The sequence below is a fragment of the Cloacibacillus sp. genome, from assembly GCA_036655895.1.
Classification (GTDB): domain Bacteria; phylum Synergistota; class Synergistia; order Synergistales; family Synergistaceae; genus JAVVPF01.
Genome location: JAVVPF010000001.1, coordinates 29,221 through 50,273 on the forward strand (window position 1 = coordinate 29,221; position 21,053 = coordinate 50,273).

Annotated in this window: 18 protein-coding genes; 16 read left to right on the top strand and 2 right to left on the bottom strand. The window is 55.9% G+C overall.

The genetic code is table 11. From position 1 onward, the window contains the following. The first annotated feature begins 1 nt into the window (after window position 1). From minD to RRY12_00200, 14 genes are all read left to right on the top strand, one after another. The gene (minD, locus tag RRY12_00135) at window positions 2-802 is read left to right on the top strand and encodes a septum site-determining protein MinD (GenBank protein ID MEG2183077.1); all 801 of its coding nucleotides are present in this window, start codon (window positions 2-4) and stop codon (window positions 800-802) included. Window positions 803-811: 9 nt separating this feature from the next. Further along, window positions 812-1,114 carry a cell division topological specificity factor MinE gene (gene minE / locus RRY12_00140; GenBank protein ID MEG2183078.1) on the top strand — a complete coding sequence of 101 codons (303 nt, stop codon included), beginning with the start codon at window positions 812-814 and terminating at the stop codon, window positions 1,112-1,114. 30 nt (window positions 1,115-1,144) lie between these two features. After that, window positions 1,145-2,266 (top strand): rod shape-determining protein RodA, encoded by a 1,122-nt coding sequence (gene rodA, locus RRY12_00145; GenBank protein MEG2183079.1) that lies wholly within the window; start codon window positions 1,145-1,147, stop codon window positions 2,264-2,266. 97 nt (window positions 2,267-2,363) lie between these two features. Beyond that, entirely contained in the window at window positions 2,364-4,142 is a 1,779-nt protein-coding gene (locus RRY12_00150) for a TIGR03960 family B12-binding radical SAM protein (GenBank protein ID MEG2183080.1), read from the top strand. Further along, window positions 4,129-4,734, top strand: a complete 606-nt coding sequence (locus RRY12_00155) for a TIGR03936 family radical SAM-associated protein (protein MEG2183081.1) — start codon at window positions 4,129-4,131, stop codon at window positions 4,732-4,734. Before RRY12_00150 ends, RRY12_00155 begins: the two co-directional genes overlap by 14 nt. 12 nt (window positions 4,735-4,746) lie before the next feature. Continuing rightward, window positions 4,747-6,249, top strand: a complete 1,503-nt coding sequence (locus RRY12_00160) for an Rne/Rng family ribonuclease (GenBank protein ID MEG2183082.1) — start codon at window positions 4,747-4,749, stop codon at window positions 6,247-6,249. Next, window positions 6,224-9,646, top strand: a complete 3,423-nt coding sequence (gene smc, locus RRY12_00165) for a chromosome segregation protein SMC (GenBank protein ID MEG2183083.1) — start codon at window positions 6,224-6,226, stop codon at window positions 9,644-9,646. Before RRY12_00160 ends, smc begins: the two co-directional genes overlap by 26 nt. After that, window positions 9,646-10,380: a methyltransferase gene (locus RRY12_00170; protein MEG2183084.1), complete on the top strand. Its 735-nt coding sequence runs from the start codon at window positions 9,646-9,648 to the stop codon at window positions 10,378-10,380. Before smc ends, RRY12_00170 begins: the two co-directional genes overlap by 1 nt. After that, window positions 10,368-11,204, top strand: a complete 837-nt coding sequence (rsmI, locus tag RRY12_00175; protein ID MEG2183085.1) for a 16S rRNA (cytidine(1402)-2'-O)-methyltransferase — start codon at window positions 10,368-10,370, stop codon at window positions 11,202-11,204. The genes RRY12_00170 and rsmI overlap by 13 nt, the downstream gene beginning before the upstream one ends. Continuing rightward, window positions 11,204-13,162 carry a methionine--tRNA ligase gene (gene metG / locus RRY12_00180; protein MEG2183086.1) on the top strand — a complete coding sequence of 653 codons (1,959 nt, stop codon included), beginning with the start codon at window positions 11,204-11,206 and terminating at the stop codon, window positions 13,160-13,162. Before rsmI ends, metG begins: the two co-directional genes overlap by 1 nt. A gap of 193 nt (window positions 13,163-13,355) precedes the next feature. Next, window positions 13,356-14,162, top strand: coding sequence for a TatD family hydrolase (locus tag RRY12_00185; protein ID MEG2183087.1), 807 nt, complete (start codon window positions 13,356-13,358; stop codon window positions 14,160-14,162). Between the two features lie 6 nt (window positions 14,163-14,168). Beyond that, window positions 14,169-15,293, top strand: a complete 1,125-nt coding sequence (gene tgt / locus RRY12_00190; GenBank protein ID MEG2183088.1) for a tRNA guanosine(34) transglycosylase Tgt — start codon at window positions 14,169-14,171, stop codon at window positions 15,291-15,293. Beyond that, window positions 15,286-16,266: an L-threonylcarbamoyladenylate synthase gene (locus RRY12_00195; protein MEG2183089.1), complete on the top strand. Its 981-nt coding sequence runs from the start codon at window positions 15,286-15,288 to the stop codon at window positions 16,264-16,266. Before tgt ends, RRY12_00195 begins: the two co-directional genes overlap by 8 nt. Before the next feature lie 5 nt (window positions 16,267-16,271). Further along, the gene (locus RRY12_00200; protein ID MEG2183090.1) at window positions 16,272-16,724 is read left to right on the top strand and encodes a GNAT family N-acetyltransferase; all 453 of its coding nucleotides are present in this window, start codon (window positions 16,272-16,274) and stop codon (window positions 16,722-16,724) included. Here RRY12_00200 and RRY12_00205 read toward each other — a convergent pair. Continuing rightward, complete coding sequence (locus RRY12_00205; GenBank protein ID MEG2183091.1) at window positions 16,719-17,639, bottom strand: LysR family transcriptional regulator; 921 nt, start codon at window positions 17,637-17,639, stop codon at window positions 16,719-16,721. The genes RRY12_00200 and RRY12_00205 overlap by 6 nt on opposite strands. A 118-nt stretch (window positions 17,640-17,757) precedes the next feature. Between RRY12_00205 and RRY12_00210 the strand changes: the two genes are divergently transcribed. Together RRY12_00210 and RRY12_00215 are read left to right on the top strand one after the other, a co-directional pair. After that, window positions 17,758-19,389, top strand: coding sequence for an FAD-dependent oxidoreductase (locus tag RRY12_00210; protein MEG2183092.1), 1,632 nt, complete (start codon window positions 17,758-17,760; stop codon window positions 19,387-19,389). Between the two features lie 12 nt (window positions 19,390-19,401). Then, window positions 19,402-20,355, top strand: a complete 954-nt coding sequence (locus RRY12_00215) for a (4Fe-4S)-binding protein (GenBank protein ID MEG2183093.1) — start codon at window positions 19,402-19,404, stop codon at window positions 20,353-20,355. Window positions 20,356-20,435: 80 nt separating this feature from the next. On the opposite strand, the gene RRY12_00220 is transcribed toward RRY12_00215, so the two are convergent. Next, window positions 20,436-20,867: a hypothetical protein gene (locus RRY12_00220; protein MEG2183094.1), complete on the bottom strand. Its 432-nt coding sequence runs from the start codon at window positions 20,865-20,867 to the stop codon at window positions 20,436-20,438. Window positions 20,868-21,053 lie beyond the last annotated feature (186 nt).

Below are 21,053 nucleotides of genomic sequence, written 5' to 3' on the forward strand. Positions count from 1 at the left end.
TTTGGCTTGCAGAACTATAGTCATCACTTCAGGTAAGGGCGGCGTCGGCAAAACGACGACGACGGCAAACCTCGCAGCATCGCTTGCCGCGGCGGGCCTAAGAGTGGTCGCCATCGACGGCGACGTGGGGCTCAGGAATCTCGACGTCATTATGGGCCTTGAAAACAGGATAGTGTATACGCTCATCGACGTCATTGATGGCAACTGCCGCCTGAATCAGGCGCTCATCCGCGACAAAAGGTTTGACAATCTTTTTCTCATTCCCACCGCGCAGTCAAAGACAAAGGACGCCGTATCCTCCGAGCAGATGATAAAGCTGTGCGCCGACCTGCGCCGCGATTTTGATTTTATTTTGATAGACAGCCCCGCCGGCATAGAATCCGGTTTCAAGAACGCGGCGGCCGGAGCGGACGAAGCGCTTGTCGTGACGACGCCCGAAGTCTCCGCCGTGCGTGACGCTGACCGCATCATAGGGCTGCTTGAGTCTATGGGCAAAGCGCCGATACAGCTTATTGTAAACAGGATACGCCCCGACATGGTCAAGCGCGGAGAGATGCTCACCATACAGGACGTGCTTGACATACTGGCGGTCGACTTGGTCGGCGCCATTCCTGACGACGAATCCATCGTCATCTCGGCAAACCGCGGCGAGCCGCTTACGCTCTCTGGCGAATCACGCGCGAGCGCGGCATACGGCAACATCGCAAAACGCCTTTGCGGTGAAGAGGTCCCCTTCTTGGACCTTTCAAAGCCCGAGGGCGGCCTCTTCGCCTCTCTGCGCAGATTCTTCACAAAGGGCTAGGTGTGAACTATGGGCATTATTGACGTTATCAGCGGCCTTTTTGGAAAAAACAAGAGCAGCTCGGTTGCGAAGGAACGCCTGCAGCTTGTGCTCATCCACGACAGGAACGACATTTCGCCTGAGGTGCTCAACGCGCTGCGCGGCGAGATGATCAAAGTGATAAAAAAATACCTCGATATAGACGAGACCGGAATCGAACTGGATCTGAACAGGGAAGACCACTCCGTGGCGCTGCTTGCCAGCATCCCGCTGAAAAACCTTCAGCGACCGGCTAGGGGACACAAAAGGACAGGCGAGACAAAGAATCAATGATTTTCGCCGGAGGAACCAGGTTTGCAATAAATGGCTGAAAAATATTCAACGAGCTGGGCCGACATCAGATCCTACATGGACTGGAGCCTGCTCATTTTTACGCTGATACTGTTTGGCTTCGGGCTGGTCGCCATATACAGCGCAAGCGCCTCGTTTGCGCGCGGCGGCGCGCCCGTCTCGGACTTTGTCGTAAAGCAGACGCTCTGGGGCGCGATGAGCGCGCTGCTTTACGTCGCCGTCTTGAAAACGGACTACCGCAACATCATAAAATATGCGTGGTTTTTCTTTGCCGCCATCATTGTTATTTTTATAGTGCTGCTCGTCATAGGCCATACGGCTAAAGGTTCTCAGCGGTGGTTCAACCTGGGCTTCATTCGCTTCCAGCCCTCGGAGCTGGGAAAGGTCGTATTTGCGCTCGCTATTGCGAAACTTTGCTCAAACCTCCCGCCGAACACCGTGCGCGGCATCGGCACGGCGCTGCTCATGGCGGGCTCCGTCATCGGCCTCATCATGATACAGCCGGACCTTGGAAGTTCGCTCGTCTACGCGGTGATGCTCTTTGCCGTTTTTATCGCGGCTGGCGCGCCCGTCAAGATACTGCTGGGGATGGTCGGTTCTTTGCTTGCGCTGCTGCCGGTGGGCTGGATGATATTAAAGCCGTACCAGCGAATGCGCCTGCTTGTCTTTCTCGACCCGACTGTGGACCCGCAGGGCGCGGGCTACAACGTCATCCAGTCGCGCATAGCTGTAGGCTCCGGCGGCATCTTTGGAAAGGGCTTCATGCACGGCACTCAGGGAAAGCTGCATTTTCTGCCGGAGCCTCATACAGACTTTATATTCAGCGTCTTTTCGGAGGAGTTCGGCTTCGTCGGATGCTCCGTCGCCCTCATCCTCTTTGGGCTGCTTCTTTGGAGGATACTCTCCATCTCGCAGTACACCAAGGAGATGGAGGCAAAACTTCTGTGCGTCGCGATAGCCGCGTGGATATGGTTTCAGATAGTTGAAAGCGTCGCCATGAGCATGGGGCTGGCGCCTGTGACGGGGCTTCCGCTTCCTCTTTTCAGCTACGGGGGAAGCTCGCTGCTCGTCATCTCCATAGGGCTCGCGCTCGTTCAAAGCGTGAACATCGTAGCAAGGCGGGAGCGCTTTTAATACGGCATGGCGCGGTAAATAATTACTTTTAATGTTGAAATTACGGCGGGATTATTTGCAAACCTGCCTTTTTATAAAGATTTAGGGGGATATTTTTATGTATGCAGCACTAGATGAGACGCGCCTAAAGAGGCTTTTGTCCTCTGTAAAGCGTCCGTCGCGCTATATCGGCGGCGAATGGGGGAGCGGCCCTGTAAAAGAAGAGGCCGGCCTCGTTCGTATATGTTACGCCTTTCCAGACCTCTACGAGGTCGGGATGAGCTATCTTGGCTTTCAGATACTCTATCAGCTTACAAAATCGCTGCCCTACGCCGACGCGGAGAGAGTTTACACGCCGTGGCCCGACATGGAGGCGGCTATGCGCGACAGCAAAACGCCTATATGGGCGCTCGAGAGCAAACGTCCTCTCAAAGCCTTCGACGCAGTAGGCTTCACACTTCAGTACGAGCTTTCGTACACGAACATACTGACTATCCTGGACCTCGCCTCCATTCCGTTCCGCGCGGCGGACAGAACGGAAGAGGACCCGATAATTTTGGCGGGAGGCCCCGGCGCGCTTGCGCCTGAGCCGACGGCGCCGTTCATCGACGCCTTCCTTGTAGGCGACGGCGAGGCGCTGATACCCGATGTCTTAAAATGCCTGCACGAGCTTAAGGGCGCGCCGCGCGCGGAAAAACTTGCGGCGCTTGCGAAAATTGAAGGCGTATACGTCCCCGCGCTTTTTTCCGGCGGAAGGATACGCCGCCGTATAGTGGAGCGGCTTGACGAGGCCTTCTACCACACCTCGATGATAGTTCCAAACACGGGCATAGTGCACGACCGTGCTACGATGCAGGTCTTCAAGGGCTGCACGCGCGGCTGCCGCTTCTGTCAGGCCGGCATGATAGACAGGCCGCTGCGCGAAAGAAGCGCGGAATCGGTCTGCGCTCAGGCGCGTCAGATACTCGCCTCGACTGGCTGGGAGGAGACGGGGCTGCTTTCGCTCGCCACCTGCGACTGGCAGGGGCTCGCTCCCACCATGGAAAATTTAAAACCTGTGCTTGCGGAGAATCAGATAAAACTTTCCCTGCCGAGCCTGCGCGTAGACGCCTTTTCCGTAGAGCTCGCCGCGGGGCTTGAAAGCATGAGAAAGGGCGGCCTCACCTTCGCGCCCGAGGCCGGCTCGCAGCGTCTGCGCGACGTAATCAACAAGGGCGTCACGGAAGAGGCGATAGAGGACGCGCTTTCTTCGACCTTTGAACACGGATGGGACCGCGTGAAGCTCTATTTCATGATGGGGCTTCCGACGGAAACTCAGGAGGACCTTGCCGGCATACTCGACATCTGCAACAAGGCCGTCTCTATAGCGAAAAGAAACAAACGGCGCGGCGACGTCAACGCCTCTGTGGCTGGCTTCGTCCCGAAGGCTCATACGCCGTTTCAGTGGGAGGCGCAGGCGACGATATCCGAGCTTCGCGAGCGCGGACGGTGGCTCAAAACGACGCTGCGCAACCGCAAAGTTTCTCTCTCCTACCACGAGCCGGAGCAGACGTTCCTTGAAGGAGTCTTCGCGCGCGGAGACTCGCGCCTTGCCGCTGCAATCGAGGAGGCGTGGCGCCGCGGCGCCCGCTTTGACGGATGGAGCGAATTTTTTAACATCGAACGCTGGAACGAGGTCTTCCGCGATCTGGATATAGACGCAGCCGCCTACACGGGCGCGCGCGGTGTGGACGACGTTCTTCCGTGGGACCATATAGACAGCGGAGTTTCAAAAGAATACCTGCTGCGCGAACGCGCAAAGGCGCTTGCGGGCTGTGTTACGGAGGACTGCCGCCTTTGCTGCAACGGCTGCGGCTGGCAGGGAAAAACGGAGGTGTGCCGCAATGCCCAGGATTAGGATAATTTTTGAAAAGTGCGGCCTCTTTACCTTCGTAAACCACATGGATCTGCCAGTCATCTTTGCGAGGGCGGCGCGCCGCGCGGGGCTTTCGCAGGAGTTCACGCAGGGTTTTTCTCCCCATCCGAGGATAAGCCTGGCCGCTCCTCTTGCCATAGGCGTAGAAGGCTTCTGCGAGCCGGCGGATTTCTGGTTTGAAAAATGGGAGGCCGGCTCTCTTGAACTCTGGAATGAAATGCTTCCCGAAGGCTTGAATATATTAAAGGGCGCGGAAGTGCCCGACGGCGCGGCTCTTGCAAAGTTCGTTGACGCCGCGCTGTACCGCGTGACGTTTTGCCGCGGAGTTCTGCCGCTTCTGGCAAAAGAGGCGGCGGAGAACGCGGCAAACGCCATAGGCGCGCTTCGCGGCTGCGAATACAACGACGGCGTCCTGCTCATATCGGTAGGCGACCTGGAGCGCTGCGGAGGCGGCTTTTTTGTAAAGGTATTCACCGAGGCCGGTCTCATAGAGGGTTGGTCCGACCTTTGCATTGAGAGGCTTGTGACGGGCGCCTGGGACGAAGAGACGAACTCCGTCAGACCGCTCTTATAGGAGGCGTAAGATATGGCAGGTTGGTCAAAAAAGATAATAGCAAATCTTATAGACCCTGAAGAGATCAGGATAGCCATAATTGACGAACAGGGTAAACTCTACGAATTTTTTGTCGAACGTATGCTTGAACACCAGCGTACCGGCGAGATATATAAGGCGCGCGTGGACAGCGTCCTTCCCGGGATGAACTCCGCCTTCCTGAACCTGGGCGACGGCAGAAACGGATTTCTCTATCTGGACGACGTCAGATGCGGCGAGGTAAAGCCCGGCATGGAGATGCTGGTGCAGGTGGTGAAGAACGCGCGCAAAGGCAAGGGGGCGCGCGTCTCCCCGCGTATATCCATCGCGGGCCGCTACATGGTGCTTATACCCGGCGGACACGAGACGGGCGTCTCAAAGCGTATAGAAAACGACGACGAGCGCGAAAGGCTGCGCCTCATCGCAAAGGAAATTCGCCCAAAGGACTTCGGCATAATCATTAGGACCGTGGCCGAAGGCTGCGACGCGGAGAGCCTGCGCTGCGACGTGGAGGACCTCGTTTCGCAGTGGCGCGCCATAGAACACAGTGCGAAGCAGAACAGCGCGCCCTGCCTCATCCACCGCGACCTTGGGCTGATAGAGCGTGTGCTGCGCGACGAACTGACGGAAAACATCGACGAAATTGTCGTCGACAGCGAGGAAGAGGTTGAAAATATCCAGGCCATCGTCAGGAAATTCTTCCCGGAACGCGACCCAGAGGTCAATTTCTTCCGAGGAAAGATACCGCTCTTTGACGTCTACGGCCTTGAAAGCCAGCTCGCGGAGCTTATGGACAGAAAAGTGTGGCTCTCATCCGGCGCCTACCTTGTAATAGACCAGACGGAGGCGCTCACAGTCATTGACGTGAACACCGGTAAATTCATCGGGTCAAAAAATTTGAACGACACCGTGCTTCAAACAAACCTGGAGGCCGCCGTTGAGATAGCGCGTCAGCTCAGGCTTCGCGCGCTCGGCGGCATCGTAGTCGTGGACTTCATAGACATGGAAAACGAAGCGGACAATCAAGCGCTGGTGCAGAAGTTACAGGAGCTGTTCAAAAGCGACAGGTGCAAGGCGCGCGTCTACGGAGTGACGGGCCTCGGACTGGTCGAAATAACGCGCAAACGCGCGCGCACGGACATTCGCGCGGCCATGTCCCGTGGCTGTCCCTTCTGCGGAGGGCTTGGCTCCGTCGAAAAAGAAGAAAGCGTAGCCATCCAGATAAAGCGCTTCATCCGTAAAATAGTGCTCTCGTCAAAATCGGAGGCGCTTTTGATAGAATGCCACAAAGCCGTAGCTGACTACATCAGCGAGACCTTCCTAAGTGCGTGGCAGGAGGAGTTTGACAAAAAAATCTTCCTGCGCGGCAGCCAGGAGATATTTTGGAGCAAGTACCGTTTGGAATGTCAGGGCACGCTTGCCCAGGTGGAACATAAAATAAACGCACTACAGAAAAGAGAGGGCTGGGCAGTTGTATATCGGTCGCCTTCAGCTTAAAGGTTTTAAGAGCTTCGGCGGCTCGCACGACCTGATACTCTCATCAGGCTTCACCGCCATAGTTGGGCCAAACGGCAGCGGCAAGAGCAACCTTCTTGACGCTCTGCGCTGGTCGCTGGGCGACACCAGTGCAAGCAGCATCCGTGTGAAAAAACAGTCTGACCTGCTCTTCAACGGCTCCCAGAGCCGCGACGCGGCGAAGGAGGCAGAGGTGACGCTCCACCTCAAAGAAGAAGACCGTCTCTGCGTCATAAAGCGCCGAGTGACCGCGCCGGACGGTGCTACCAGCCTCTTCGTAGACAACTCGCGCAAGACGCTCATTGAACTGGACGAGGTCAAACGCGGCTGGAAACTCGAGGGCGCGCGCTTTGCCTTCATAGGGCAGGGCGAGATACAGGCGGTGCTTAAGCAAAGCCCCTCCGAACGCAGGATGCACCTCGAAACGCTCTTTGGCATAGATATATACAGGAAAAAAAGGATGGATTCGCAGAACCGCCTGCAAACGGTAAAAGAAGAATACGACCAGCTGCGGCATCTTATGGGCGAATTATCGGCGCGCCGCGAGGAGATAGCTCCGGAGGCGGCGCGCGCGGCGCAGATGCGGGCTATACTCGACAGCATCGAGGACGACCGCAAAATGCTCTATTGGCTGCGGCGCGCCTCGTGCGAACAGGCGCTTGCTTCGATAGTCCGCGAGATAGAGGCGGCGAACGCGCTCTGCGAGGGGACGATTTTCTGGTCGCGCTTCTGGAAGAGCGCGGCGCAGGAGATAGAAAGAAGAATAGGGCAGGCGGCGCAGCAGCATCAGCAGCAGAGCTGGGAGCTGGAACAGTGCCGAAACCGCTTTGCCTCCCTCACTAAATCCGGTTATTCGTCGGCCGCCACGCTTCGCGGCGCGAACGCGCGCCTCATAGAGGCGGGAAAAGAAAACGCGGAGACGAAAAAGCATTACGAAGAACTTTTGGCGGACCAGAAAAAAGGTCTTGCGGAAAATAAAAAGGCGCGCGAAGAGGTTGAGCGCGCGCAGCGCACACTTGAAGAGGTCGATAAAAAATGGGCGCTCTACAACGAACGCCTCGAACAGACCAAGACGGAACGCGAAAACTGGAACAAAGAAAAGGGCCGTCTTGACGGAGAGCTGCAAAAATGCAAAGCGAAGCTCGGCTTCCTTGGCAAAGACCTGCTTGAACTTCGCACGAAAAAGACAGACGCGCCGGAAGAACGCAAAGATATAGATTTACAGATAAAGCTGCTGGAGGCCGAATGCGAAAAGGCTAACGCCGAGCAGGAGGTGCTCGTAAAGGAGCATACGCGCCTTTACGCGCTCTGCCAGACGATAGCGCAGGAGATGCAGCGCGCGAAGCGAAATGCCGTGACGCTGCGCTCAAAGCTCAACGACACGGTTGAAGCGCTGCAGGCGGGCCTTTATCCCGGCCCCGTAAAGCATCTGCTCTCCGCGGCGAAGCTCAAAAGACTTGACGCCGACCCGCACGCGGTGATAGACGTCTTCTCTGCGCCTGCCTCGCTTTCCGCCGCACTTGAAGCCTACCTTGGCGGACGCCAGTTTCAGCTGCTCGTAGAGAATATGGACGAGGCGGGGCGCTGCATAAACAGGCTCAAACAGAACGCGGCAGGAGTCGCCTCATTCCTTCCGCTTGAACGCGCGAGGCCGCGTTTTCCGAACAAGGCCGCGCGTCTTCCGTCACGCGGCGTCGTCGGCTGGGCCATCGAACTTATCCGCGTGGAGCCTCACTGGCTTCCCGCCATAGAACACATCATGGGCGACCTGCTCATAGTAGATTCCTACGACGTCGGCAAAGAGCTAGTCCGCGGCGGCTTCAAAGGCCCCATCGTCACAACGGAGGGCGACGTATTCCAGCCCGGCGGCACAGTAAGCGGCGGCCGCAGCCAGAAGAGCGGGCGCGTGCTTGAAATGAAGGCGCAGGCGGCGAAGCTTGAAGAAGAGGCACAGGCGGCGCAGCGCGAGGCCGACGAACTCTCAAAGAGCTTCAAAGAGGCGGAGGGCAAAGAGATAGCGGCCTCCGAAAGTAAGGAAACATATACAAAAAAAATACGCGAACTGAACGGCAGAGTGGCGCTTCTTGAAGACCAGCGCGAGTCCATCGCAAAAGAACAGCGCAGAGCCGCCGGAGAAAAGAGCCGCATTCTTGAATCTATAAAGCAGGAGGGCGCTAACTGGACCTCCATCCTGAAATCACTGGAAGAGCTAGAGGTAAAGCGCGACAGCGCGTCGGACGTCGAGGACGACCGCCATCTCATTGAGGAGCGCGAAAGATGCAAGTCCGAGGCCTCCGTCGCCGCAGGGAAACTCTCTTCCGGTTTTGCGATAATGGAGCGCATCAGAAACGAAGTAAAATCCGCGGAAAACAAGCTGCGCCGCCTCGAAGAAGAGATGAGCGAGCTTGACCAAAACTGCGTGCGCGAACGCGCGAACCTTGCGCGCGTAGGCGGGAGCTGCCTTGAAATACACCTTCGCCGCAAAGAGCTGCTTGCGGAGATGGAAGAACACGGCGGCCTCTACGCGAAGCTTGAAAAGGCGCGCGGCTACATAAGCGACAGAAAAAGCGGCGCCGACGCAAGAATGCGCGGAGAGTCCGAAAAATTCTCGCAGGCTCAGGCAAAGAAAAACGAAAACGAACGCGAGATAGACGAACTTATAAATACCTGGGAAGAGCAGTATCCGTACCCCGGCGCGGCAGAGCTGCCGACGGACCGCGACATGGAGGAGCTGCGCCGCAAGATACGCGACGGCGACAGAAAAATAAAGGCCTTCGGCGACGTCAACATGGGTGTGCTCTCCGAGGATCAGAACCTAAAAGACAGGCTCGCCTTCCTCGGCGAACAGACCGACGATGTGCGAAAAAGCGCGCAGGAGCTGGAACGCCTCATAAACGAAGCCGACGCGATGGCCTACAAACAGTTCTCCGAGTCGCTTCTTAAAGTTGACGAACGCTTCTGCTTCCTCTTTAAAAAACTTTTCGGAGGCGGCGAGGCGCACCTTGTCATGACGGAGGGCGAGACCATTTGGAACACTGGCGTTGAGATAGACGCGCGGCTGCCCGGAAAACACGCGCAGGTGCTGAGCCAGTATTCCGGCGGCGAAATATCGCTCATCTCCGTCTCGCTGCTCTTTGCGACGATGGAGGTCGCCGGCTCCCCGATAGCGGTGCTCGACGAGGTAGACGCCGCGCTTGATGAATCGAACCTTCGCCGTTTCAGCGAGCTTACGAAAGAATACGCAAAAAGCCGCCAGATACTTGCCATGACGCACAGGCGCGCCACAATGGAACGCGCCGACGTGCTCTACGGCGTCACGCTCCAGGAGCCGGGGCTTTCGCAGGTTGTCGGCGTCAAGCTAGACGACTGGACCAACTGATGACAGCCTGCCACGACCTTCTGTACGGCGTTTTAAAAATAATCCAGCCCGAAGAGGGGCGCGGGCTTCGCGTCAACGTCGATACGATATTGCTTGCGCACTTCACGCGGCCCAGACGCGGCGAACGGATACTCGAAATAGGCTGCGCACACGGCGCGATTTCGCTCATCCTTGCAAAAAGAGGTTTTGCCGTGGAAGGTATAGACATCCAGCCCCATCTGATAGAGCTTGCCGTGGAAAACGCAAAACTGAACGGCCTTGACGCAAAATTCCGCACCGCTGACATTCGGTGTTACAAACAGATCGCCGAAGCTCAAAGCTTCGACCGGATAGTGGTCAACCCGCCCTACGACGAGGCGGCAAGAAGCCGCCCAAGCCCCAAAGAGGCGCAGGCGGCCGCCATGCACGGCGCCTGCTGCGCTTTGAGCGATATAATAGAGGCGTCGCACTACCTGCTGAAAAACAGGGGACGGCTAGACATCGTGATGCGCGAAGACAGGATAGGCGAACTTTTTGAGCTGCTGGGACGCGCCAAGACGCCGCCTAAAATAATGCGCTGCGTCCACCCGAAGCCGCATGAAAGAGCCTCCGTAGTGCTGGTGGAGGCGATGCGTTCAGGGCGGCACGGCATCGTAATAGAGCCGCCGCTGTTTATAACGGCAGAGGACGGCGAAGAGACGCCGGAGCTCAAAGAGGCCTACGTGATAAAGGAGGATGCGCAATGCCGCTCATAATCGTACCGACGCCCGTCGGGAACCTTGAAGACATGACGCTTCGCGGTCTGCGCGAACTGCGGGACGCGGACGTCATTGCCTGTGAGGATACGCGGCATACGCTGCGACTGCTCAACCATTTTGAGATAAAAAAGCCGCTATTTTCGTGCCACGAACACAACGAAAGCGAACGCGTCGAAATGATGCTGGCCCGTCTTGAGGCGGGGGAGCGTGTCGCGCTCGTCTCTGACGCGGGCACACCGGGGCTTTCAGACCCAGGCGGCATCATAATCAAGGCCGCGATGGAACGCGGACTGCCCTGCTCCGTGCTGCCGGGCGCAAACGCGCTTTTGCCTGCGCTTCTGCTATCGGGCATGGATATGACCTCATTTGTGTTTGTCGGCTTCCTGAAAGGAAAAGAACAGGAAAAGAAAAAACGTCTGGAAGAACTGAAAGATATAAAAGAGACGCTGGTCTTCTACATGTCCCCGCACCGGCTACTGAAAGAGCTGAATCTTATAGGCGCGGTGCTGGGCGACAGGCGCGCTTCGCTCGTTCGCGAGATAAGCAAGATACACGAAGAGACGCTTTCTGGCACGCTGCTTTCATTTTGTGATACAATTCCAGAGGAAAAAATACGCGGCGAGTTTGTCTGCGTAGTAGAGGGCGCGCCCGCGCGCGAAACGCCTCTCTGCGAAGACGACTGGAAAGAAGAGGCGCTCCACCTTGCCGCGGAGGGCGAACCCGTGAAGAAAACGGCCGTGCTGCTTGCCGAAAAATACGGCGTTCAGCCCAATAAAGTCAAAAAGTTTTTAATAGAAAATCGCACTGGGGAGGAAGCATAATGTCAGATAACAATTTTTACATCACTACGCCCATTTATTATGTAAACGACGTGCCTCACATAGGCCACGCATACACGACGATAGCGGCGGATGTGCTGAACCGCTGGCACAAATCTGGAGGGGACAAGAGCTATTTCCTGACCGGAACGGACGAACACGGGCAGAAGATACAGACCGTCGCCGAAAAACGCGGCATCACGCCGATTGAGCTCTGCGACGAGGTCGTACAGAATTTCCAGAAACTCTGGACGGCGCTTGACATCAAAAACGACGACTTCATCCGCACCACTGAGCCGCGCCACGAAAAGGTCGTGCAGGAAGTTTTCCGCCGCCTGATGGCCACAGGCGACATCTACAAAGGAGAATACGAAGGCTGGTACTGCGTGCCCTGCGAGACCTACGTCCCAGAGGCGCAGATGGGCGAGGGAGAGACCTGCCCCGACTGCCACAGGCCCCTTACAAAAATGACGGAGGAGACCTACTTCTTCCGCCTCTCAAAGTTCCAGGAGCCGCTGCTCAAATTCTACGAAGAAAACCCGGATGCCATCATGCCCAAGAAGCGCTACAACGAAGTTGTCAGCTTCATAAAGAGCGGCCTCCGCGACCAGTCTATATCACGCACCACGCTCAAATGGGGCATACCTCTTCCCGGAGATGAGGCGCACGTCATATATGTTTGGTTTGACGCGCTCATCAACTATCTCTCCGCTATGGATTTCCCGCAGCCCGGCGGCAAATGGGAAGATTTCTGGCCCGTAGTGCGCCACCTTGTAGGCAAAGACATCATCCGCTTCCACTGCGTCATTTGGCCCGCGATGCTGATGGCGCTCGGAGTGAACCCCCCAGTTCGCGTCTTCGCGCACGGCTGGTGGACGGTCGAAGGCGAAAAAATGTCAAAATCGCTCGGCAACGTAGTAGACCCGTTTGAAATGGCGAAGCTCTACGGCATCGACGCCTTCCGCTACTTCCTGCTCCGCGAAGTTCCCTTCGGCCACGACGGAGACTTCTCTGAACTGGCTATGGTACAGCGCATAAATTCCGACCTCGCAAACGACCTTGGCAACCTGCTCTCGCGTTCGCTGCAAATGGTTGAAAAATTCCGCGCGGGCGACGTGCCTGCGGCCTACACTGCAACTGCGCTCGACAAAGAGATAGAAGAGCTCGCCAACAAAACCGCCGCCGAAATGGATTCGCTCGTCGATCGCTTTGCCTTTGACGACGCGCTGAAATGCCTCTGGAACTTCATCAGCCGCGCCAACAAATATATCGACGAGACGGAGCCGTGGAAACTTGGCCGCGAAGGCGACGTAGAGCGTCTTGACGCCGTGCTGCGCACCCTTTGGGAATCGCTCCGCCTCTCGGCCGTGCTCATCGCGCCCTACATGCCGCAGACGGCTGACAAAATCTGGCAGCAGCTTGGACTTTCCGGCGATCCGCTTGACGGCGGACGCGCTTCGTGGAAGTGGGGAGAGATGCCGGCACCCGTCAAAGCGGCGAGAAGCGGTATACTCTTCCCGCGCATTGACATAGAAAAATGGAAGGCCGAAAAAGAAGAGCGCGACATTGAAAAGCGCGCCCAGGCAGACCCGACCGCCTATTTCAAATATCTTGAGCCGAAGCCGCAGATAGAATACGACGATTTCGCTAAGCTCGACCTGCGCGTGGCGCTCGTTGAGAAAATAGAGGTAGTGCCAAAGGCTGACAAGCTCTACATCCTGAACCTCGACCTCGGCTATGAAAAACGCGTCATCGTTTCAAGCATCCGCGAATTTTACAAGCCCGAAGAACTCGAAGGTAGAAAGATACTCGTCCTCGTAAACCTGAAGCCCGCGAAATTCCGCGGAGTGCAGAGCAACGGAATGCTGCTCGCCGCCGAAAGCCCCGAGACAAGACAGGAAATATTGACGCTCGTCACCGTAATGGACGACAGCATCCCGGTAGGTAGCCGCATAAGCTAAAGGCCGAAAGCCGCGCGATAAAATAATAAAAAAGACGGGAGAAAGCCGAAGCGAGCACGCAAGCCGGCTTTCTCCCTATTTATTGAAAAGTTCAGCGTGGGCAAAAGAGATCTCCCCGCGGCTGCGGCTCTATCTCTGTCTTTATTGTATAATAGGCGGGTATATTTTATTTTTGCATTGAGAGGAATACAAAATGTTTTTAACGGACGCACATTGTCATTTAAATAAAGAATATTTTCCTGACGGACTGGACGGGGTCTTTACCCGCGCTGCGGAAAACGACGTACGCAGGATGCTCTTTGCCGCGTCGGACGTCGCCTCAAGCCGCGAGGCGCTCTCGCTTGCCGAAGAAAAACGCCGTTTGCCTGAGATATACGCGCTTGTCGGAGTGCATCCACACGAGGCGTCGAAGGTCTCTTGCGGCTACCTTGACGAGCTTGCGCAGCTGGCAAAAAGCGACAGAGTCTCCGCGATAGGCGAGATAGGGCTTGACTATTTTTACGACAGCTCGCCGCGCGACGTGCAGAGGCGGGTATTCTCGGAGCAGGTGGAGCTTGCTAAAAAAATCGGCAAGCCGATAGTGATACACGTGCGCGACGCGGCAGATCGCGCCGCCGGCCCCGCAAACGAAGAGCTGCTCGCTATGCTCAAAGAGCAAAACGCGGCCTCCGTAGGCGGCGTCATACATTGCTTCTCCGGCACGGAGGAGGACGCGGCGGCGGCGCTTGCGCTTGGCTTTTACATCTCCTTCGCCGGCCCCATCACATACCCAAAAAATCAAAGGCTGCGCGAGATCGCTATGAGCGTGCCGCTAGACCGCCTTCTCTGCGAGACGGACTCGCCCTACCTGGCGCCTCAGGGCTTTCGCGGCAAGGCGAACGAGCCGCGCCACGTCCGTTCCGTCTACGAGTATCTTTCGATGCTCAAAAAGATGCCGCTTGAAGAATTCAGCGCGGCGGTCAAGGAAAACGGCGAAAGACTATTTGGATGGAGCAGATGATATAAAATGTTTGAATATAAATTGATTGCGGAATGTCCAGAAACCGGCGCGCGCGCGGGAGAGTTCACAACGCCGCACGGCGTTATCAAGACGCCCGTCTTCATGCCGGTCGGCACTCAGGCTACTGTAAAGTCGATGACGCCGCCGGAGCTTGAAGAAATGGGCGCGCAGATAATACTGGGCAATACCTACCATCTGAACATGCGGCCCGGTGAGGATATCGTGGCGGAGGCTGGCGGCCTCCACCGCTTCATGGGCTGGAATCACCCGATACTGACCGACAGCGGCGGCTTTCAGGTATTTTCGCTCTCAAAGCTCAACAAAATCGGCGAAGAGGGCGTTGAGTTTCGTTCGCACATCGACGGCAGCAAACATTTCATGCGCCCCGAGGATTCTATGGCGATACAGGAGAAGCTGGGAAGCGACATAGCGATGGCCTTTGACGAGTGCGTCTCGCTGCCGACGACGGAAAAATATTCGCGCGAGGCGATGGAGCGCACGATACGCTGGGCGAAGCGCTGTTCAGATTTTCACAGCCGCACCGACCAGGCGCTCTTTGGCATCGTACAGGGCGCGCTATACGAGCACCAGCGCATTGAATGTATAGAGCGGCTAGAAGAAATCGGCTTTCCGGGGTACGGCATAGGCGGGCTTTCCGTCGGCGAGAGCCACGCGGAGATGTACCGCGTGCTTGACGCGCTTTCGCCGCACATGCCGAAGGCAAAGCCCCGCTACCTTATGGGCGTGGGGTTTCCGACCAACCTCGTTGAGGGAGTGGCGCGCGGCATAGACATGTTCGACTGCGTCCTGCCTACGAGAAACGGGCGCAACGGCCAGGTGCTGACGCGTCTTGGAAAAATGAACATAAAAAATCAGGGCTTCGCGCGCGATTTCACGCCTGTAGACCCAACATGCGGCTGCTACGTCTGCCGCAATTTCACGCGCGCCTATCTGCGCCACCTATACACGGCGGGCGAAATGCTCTCAGCGCGCCTGTGCAGTTGGCACAACCTGCATTTCTTGGTCAACCTCATGCACGACGCGCGGGCCGCCATTATTGACGGAAGATTCCCCGCCTTCCGCCGTCAGTTTATGGAAAATTTCATGGAGGGCGCCTATCTTAATGAGTGATATCGAAAGCCGCGTAAAGAAAAAAATCAATACGCTCACCGGCGAACAGCGCGAAATAATAGAGCGCGGTTCTAATATCATAAAATCAGGCGGACTTGTAGCCATCCCGACAGAGACAGTCTACGGCCTTGGCGCAAACGCGCTTGACGCCGCGGCCGCCTCACGCATATACGAGACGAAGGGACGGCCCTCGGACAATCCGCTCATACTCCATGTTTCAAGCATCGAAATGACGGAGCGCCTGGTTGAGATAACGCCGGGCGCGCGCAGGCTCATGGAAACATTCTGGCCCGGCCCGCTTTCGATCGTTTTGACCGCAAAAGAGATAATACCGCTTCGCACTAGAGGCGGCCTTGCTACAGCCGCCGTGCGTATGCCGGACAACGCCTTCGCTTTGGCCCTCATAGAGGCGGCGGGGCTTCCGATAGCGGCGCCCTCCGCCAACATAAGCGGACGTCCCAGCCCGACGGACGCCGCCACAGTGTGGCAGGAGATAGGCGGTAAAATCCCGCTCATAATAGACGGCGGCGAAACGAAATTCGGCGTAGAGTCCACAGTGCTGGACATGACGGGAGAAAACCCAGTGCTGCTTCGCCCCGGCGGCCTTGCGAAAGAGGAGATAGAGGCGGCGCTCGGACGGCCGGTGCTGCTCCCGCAGGATCAGAAAATGATAAAACGTTCCCCAGGCACAAGATACCGCCACTACGCGCCATCCATCCCGCTGCGCCTTTGTGCGCCGGAGGAGGCGCCGCAAAACGCGCAAAATTGGGCGTGGATAGGGACTGCCGTCCCCAACGGCACGCCCGCGGTAAAAATAATATTCAAAGACGACGCGGAGTACGCAAAAGAATTATTCCGCGCGCTGCGCTCCATTGAAAAAAGCGGAGCGGAGATCATCTACGCGCAGAGGCCCGACGAAAAAGGCATAGGCCTTGCGCTCAAAGACAGGCTGGCAAGAGCCGCCGGAGCCTGACGCAAATGCTGATAATAGAAGAAAAGAAGGATAAGACGCGCTTTCTGCCGATTCTTATAATTGGCGATGAACAGCTCAGCATGATAGAAAAATATATCAACACAGCGTCGCTTTTTGTACTCTATGACGACGAACCGCGCGCCGCAGCCGCAGTATGCGACAACGGCCACGGCGTTTACGAGATAAAAAATATCGCCGTCAAGCCTGAATATCAGAGACGGGGATATGGGAGCGCGCTTATAGATTTCATCTGCCGTTGTTATGCGCTGGAGATGCAAAAACTCATATTAGGCACAGGAGCTGGCACCTCCGTAGTAGATTTTTACAAAAAGCTTGGGTTCTCAGAATACGGGCTTATCAAAAATTATTTTTCTGACAACTACGATCTTCCAATCATAGAAGACGGCATACTCCTTCGCGACATGGTGTTAATGGAGCGGACGGCAAAAAGTCTATAGCACCAGACGCCCCATTTGTTCTTTATCCGGTAGAGGGCCGTCGTCGAAGGCTCTTGCCGCCGCAATGAAGGCTTTGAGTGAGTCTGTAAGATATTTGTTCTTGTGATAGGCGAGCGAGAACACCCTCTCCCAGTCGCTGTGCGGGCCGCAGATGGCGCGCACTCTGCCGCTTTTTAAGTGCGGGGCGAGCAGCCGTATAGAGGCCACGCCAAGACAGCCTTCCTCTGTCACGGCGCGGAGCGTCGCGTCAAAACAGGCCACCTCCCATTTTATCTTCAGCTTGCCTCCGTGCGCCATTACGAAATCTTCAAAAATGGCGCGCGTGCCGCTGCCGTGCTCGCGCATGACGAAATATTCCGCGCAGGCCTCATCCAGCGTCACCGTCTTCTGCTTTGCGAAGGGGTGAGCCGCCGCGCAGAAGAGCACGGTAAAATCGTCCATCAGCCTCTCCGTAACGAGGTCGGGGCTTTTGACGCGTCCCTCGACCACCGCTACGTCCAGTTCTGACGAAAGAAGCATCGACTCGATAGTCTCCGTGTTGTTGACGAAGCTGTATATCTCCGTCTCGGGCATCCCAGCCGCGAAATTCTTTAAGACTTCGGGCATCACGCACATGCCTACCGTGACGGAAGAGCCGACGCGCAGCCTGTGCCTGCGTTTTTCAGGCAGCATCGCGTATTCAAGCTCCTCAAAAGAGAGAAGCACACGGCGCGCCTCCTCCAAAAATTTTTTGCCCTCTTCCGTTATGTATATTTTTTTTGCCAGCCGTTCAAACAGCCTCACTGAATAATGCTGTTCAAGCTCCGCGATTATCTGGCTCACCGCCGGCTGTGAAAGATGCAGCTCGCGCGCGGCGGCGCTCATCTGTCCGCTTGCGGCGACTGCTGCAAATACCCTTAAATGGTTGAGCGTCATAGTTTCTACCTGCCTTGATATAAGTATAAATTATATCTATCATTATATTTTATAAATATTAATAATCAATAAGAGGAGCTATAATCTTTTCAACAACTTATTTGAAGGGCGTGAAAGAATGAAAATTTTAGTCATCGGCGGAGTGGCGGCTGGCACAAAAGCGGCGGCGAAGCTCAAACGCGAAGACAGGTCGGCGGACGTGCTGATACTTGTAAAAGATGAAGAAATATCATACGCGGGCTGCGGCCTGCCCTATTATCTGAGCGGCGTCATAGAAAACAGAAGCTCGCTCATCGTAAACACCCCTGAAAAATTTTCAGCGCTGACGGGCGCTCGGGTGCTCACCGGCAAAGAGGCCGTGGCTCTAGACAGAACGGCCAAAAAAGTCACCGCCGTTGACGTAAAAAGTGGTCAAAATGAAGAATATTTGTACGATAAACTTGTCATAGCGACGGGCGCTTCCCCGATAGCTCCGCCCGTTCCCGGCCTCGACCTTAAAAACGTCTTCTTCATGCGCCGTCCCGACGACGCAGAGGCGGTACGCTGCGCTATGGCGGGCGGAGAGATAAAACGCGCCGTCGTCTGCGGAGCCGGCCTCATCGGCCTTGAAACGGCGGAAAACTTGGCGGCGGCTGGAATAAAGGTGACCGTCATCGACATGGCGCAGCAGATACTGCCCGGCTTTGACCCTGAGATAGCGGGGTACGTTGAAAATCATCTGGCCGCTAAGGGAGTCGTCTGCCTCACAGGAGCTAAACTGCTGGAGATAACGGGCGCGGATAAGGCCGAAAAAGTTGTCACCGACAAACGCTCGCTCAAAGCCGACGCCGTGATCCTCTCGCTCGGCATCCGTCCGAACACCGCTTTTTTGAACGACAGCGGTATAGAGCTGCTGCCCAATAAAACCATAAAGGTGAACCGCCAGCTCATGACAAACGACCCTGACATCTACGCCGTCGGAGACTGCGTCAGCGTATCCAGCCGCCTCACCGGAGCCTCCGCGTGGTCGCCGATGGGCTCCTCCGCAAATATAGAAGGACGCCTTGCCGCGCAGAGCCTGGCCGGAAAAGAGGTGGCATACGCTGGCGTGCTCGGCACCGGCATTTGCAGCCTGGCCGGCCTCAACGTCGGGCGCACGGGGCTTTCGGAGGCCGCAGCAAGGGCCGCTGGCTGGGACGTTGTATCCGCTGTGAGCGTTGTGGACGACAAAGCCCACTACTATCCCGGCGCGTCAAACTTTATAATAAAGCTGACCGCCGACAGAAAAACTGGAAAATTCCTGGGCATACACGCGCTGGGCACAGGCGCGGTCGACAAGCTGATAGACATGGCTGCGGTGGCCCTCACAATGAACGCCACCCTTTCGGACCTTGAAAACATGGACCTCGCCTACGCGCCGCCGTTCTCCACGGCGATACACCCGTTCGTACATGCGGTCAACGTTCTTATAAACAAAATAAACGGCGACTTTGAGACCTTCACTCCGCTTGAATACGCAAACGGAGCCGCCTCCGACTACAGGACGATAGACGTATCCATCCAGCCGTCGCTCAAAAACGCGCCGTATCTGGACCTGTTGAAGATAAACGGCCCGCTTGAAGAATATAAAAAAGATGAAAAACTGCTGCTCGTCTGCGCGAAGGGCAAGAGGGCCTACCTTGCGCAAAACAGGCTCAAATTTTACGGATACGTAAACACAAAGGTGCTTGAAGGCGGACACACCTTCAACGAAATCAAAAACGAAGACTAAGGGGAAATGACGATGGCAGCGTGCATAGTGACGCCTGAACAGGAAAAGGCCGTAAAGGCGTTAGGTTTTTTAAGGAACAAGGGGACGGATAATTTTTCAGCCAGGATAATCACCGTCAACGGCAAAATAACAGCCGACCAAAACATCCGGCTCTCTGAGGCCGCAAACAAATTCGGAAACGGCGTCGTCACCATGACCACGCGCCTGACGCTCGAATGTCAGGGCGTCCCATTTGAGAAGATAGAGGACTTCCGCGCCTACATCGCCGAGGCCGGACTTGAGACCGGCGGCACCGGCTCCAAAGTGCGCCCAGTCGTCTGCTGTAAAGGCACCACCTGCCAGTACGGTTTGATAGACGCCTTCGCCCTCTCCGAAGAGATACACAAACGTTTTTACAAAGGATACAGGAGCGTGAAACTGCCCCATAAATTTAAAATAGCCGTCGGCGGATGCCCCAACAACTGCGTCAAGCCGGACTTGAACGACTTTGGCATAATCGGACAGCTTGTACCGGCCTACGATGAGGACGATTGCAGCGGCTGCAAGAAGTGCGCGGTAGAAAAGGCCTGCCCGACGGGTGCGGCAAAACTTACGGACGGAGCGCTCAAGATAGATAAAACGCTCTGCAACAACTGCGGCCTCTGCGTTGGCAAGTGCGTCTTTGACGCAATAGAAGACGGCGCGCGCGGCTTTAAGGTGTATATCGGCGGCAGATGGGGAAAGAACGTCGCCGTCGGACGCGCGCTTTCAAAAGTTTTCACCACAAAGGAAGAGACGCTAGAGGTTCTCGAAAGAGCGCTTCTGCTTTATCGTGAGCAGGGCAGAACGGGCGAACGCTTCTCCTCGACAATAGCGCGCCTTGGCTTTGACTACGTGGAAAAGGAAATCACCGAGGGAGAGATCCTCGCAAGAAAAGATCAGATAATAGAGTCCGAGCTGCACGCAACGGGCGGCGCCACCTGCTAAAATAAAAAGCATGCGAAAAGGGGACCGCGCAGGCTGCGCGCCGCTCTTTTCGCATGCTCTATAAATGGGCCGCGCGCCGTTTATGTGTCGGCGCGTTCAACCACTCCGCGCTTGGCGCAGCCGTCATAATCTTTTCCTTTGAACGTCAGGACGGAGCTGTATTCATTCTCAAATCCGTTGTCGTCCTTTGATTTGGTGAAAATTATCTTAAGCCCCACCTCGGCCTCTTTACTTGCCTCATTCGCTCCGGGCAGTTTACCTGTAAAAACTTCGCCGTTTTCTATGCTTTTACGTTCAACTGTCAGCTGTTCAAGCGGGGAAGTCCCAAACTCAAGCTCCATAATGTCTCCGCTTATCGTGGCGCGCCACAAAAATTCCCCGCTGTAAGCGGTGTAGGCCGCAGGCGCAGCAACGCCCGCCTCTTTGCCCGCCTCCTGAGTGCGGAAGAAACAGAAAACCGCAAACATCAGCGCAAGCGCCGCCACGATCCGCAATATCTTTGTTTTATACATCGTACACCTCCTTGACTGTTTATTTATTATTATACGTAAAAGTCAAAGAGCGTCAAATGCTTTTAAGCTGCTTTTGTCTCTGTATTTTATATATTAAAGTTTTCTAAAGCTTTTGCGATGTTAAGTATAAGAATCATATAATACTTGCTGTACTGGAGCTTTTGGGCCGCTCTATAAATTAGAGCG